3 protein-coding genes are annotated in these 1,491 nt (G+C 56.3%); all 3 read right to left on the bottom strand.

What is annotated here, in order from left to right; genetic code table 11:
• Positions 1 to 394 precede the first annotated feature (394 nt).
• On the bottom strand, positions 395 to 712 hold the full coding sequence (locus GVI59_RS18550; RefSeq protein ID WP_173575516.1) for a hypothetical protein: 318 nt from the start codon (positions 710 to 712) through the stop codon (positions 395 to 397).
• Positions 712 to 1,038, bottom strand: a complete 327-nt coding sequence (locus GVI59_RS18555) for a hypothetical protein (protein ID WP_173575517.1) — start codon at positions 1,036 to 1,038, stop codon at positions 712 to 714. The genes GVI59_RS18550 and GVI59_RS18555 overlap by 1 nt, the downstream gene beginning before the upstream one ends.
• Positions 1,035 to 1,491, bottom strand: a 457-nt coding sequence (locus GVI59_RS18560; RefSeq protein WP_206752387.1) for a hypothetical protein, incomplete at its 5' end; no start/stop codon positions are given. The genes GVI59_RS18555 and GVI59_RS18560, both read right to left, overlap by 4 nt.

The following is a 1,491-nucleotide window of genomic DNA, read 5'->3' on the forward strand; positions in this document are numbered from 1 at the left end:
GCCGAACAACTGGTTCGACAATGTCGCGGAACAGCCCGACTGACATTCCGACATAATAGGCAGCCTGTTCGCGGGACAGCAGCCGCGGTGTGATCGCTTCACTCATCGGCGATCTCCTCTGGTATCGCTGGATGCTCACAGAAATAAATAGGGAAGCACTCCTCTGGCCGGCGTCCATTACCACCGACGCGCCACCAATTCCGCGTTTTCGATGATGGCGCGAAATACCACATCGAGCAGACATCGCCGCGCTTATCCATTCCAAGAACATGCTTTGTGCTGCCATCATGTTCGCTTATCGGTCGCCAATCACTCATCCCACAACCTCCCCACGATCAGCCGCGATTGCAGAGCGGCATTCATCAATTCCAGCCACGAATGCAGCTTCACTTCGTCAGACATTCTCATCCCCCTTCATGGCGGCGTCGATGGCGGAGCGGAGCGTTTCTCCGTAGCCAATCACCGTGTCGTTGTGCATTGCGGCCCATCCGCCACGAAGAAAGAAGCGTGCGCCGAGCGTCACATTTCCGCCGAGCCAATCCAGCCGCTTCGTATCTTCCGCACACTCAGCCCGCGCCCATTCGTAGCCGCGCTGTTCGGCTTCTTCGATCTCTTTAATGATCCAATCCGCCTGCGATAGATTTTCGTAATCTAGCGCACTCGCGAGTTCTTCTCGCAGTTCGTTGTTCTGCTCTTCTCGCGTCCGGGCCATTACTTGCGGTCCTCGAAAATGGCGATGGAAGCAAACGCGACAACATCGTCATCGCTGGCGATCATCCAGCCATCTTCAGTCAGCTCATCATTCATTACGATTCCATCCCACGTTTTTACCATCACGTCGCAATGGTGAGGCGGGGACTTTTGCGGGAATGGTAGCCACATCGCGGCGAGGGCGGCTTTGATGGCTTCTTCTGCATCTCTCGTAAAAGTCTTCCATTGCGGCACTCCTGTCAGAGCGCAAATCATATCCGGTTTGAACCCCTGCCGCGTGCAGATCGCCCGTGCCGCAGCCTCGATCATTTCTGGTGTCGAGCTCATGATGCGGCTCCTGAAAGGATGTTTCTTCTGACGATTAGTTCCAGTTCTTCCTGAGTGACCGTCATCATACTTGGATCATCATCCGTGCTTGTTCTGTCCGGCAGTTCCGAAACGTCCCGGCAAATTGCGGCGATGACTGCGGCGGCTCTTCTGTCCGTCTCAGCCTGTGTCTCTGCGAGCGCGGCAAGGTGGTTGGACTGGCGGACGAGATTGACGGAATGGCGCTTTGCACCCATTCCGTAGGGATGCAAAATGGTCCAACCGCGCCCATTTTCGGCGGCTTCTGCCTGCCATGGCGCGACCGAACCGACAACCGGCACAGAACTATCAACCGGCGTTCCTATGGCGCGGATGGATGCTTCAATCGCTGGCATCGGTCCTTTATCACGGGCATACGGGGCGGCATTTGCTGCCCTCCATTGCTCATCCGTCAGCGGCAACATCACGACCAAC

It is taken from the genome of Acetobacter sicerae, assembly GCF_011516765.1.
GTDB lineage: Bacteria > Pseudomonadota > Alphaproteobacteria > Acetobacterales > Acetobacteraceae > Acetobacter > Acetobacter sicerae.

What these genes read in the sequence shown, in the direction of transcription:
- GVI59_RS18550 (WP_173575516.1), bottom strand. Translation starts at nt 712, where the DNA reads ATGGCCCGGACGCGAGAAGAGCAGAACAACGAACTGCGAGAAGAACTC.
- GVI59_RS18555 (WP_173575517.1), bottom strand. Translation starts at nt 1,038, where the DNA reads ATGAGCTCGACACCAGAAATGATCGAGGCTGCGGCACGGGCGATCTGC.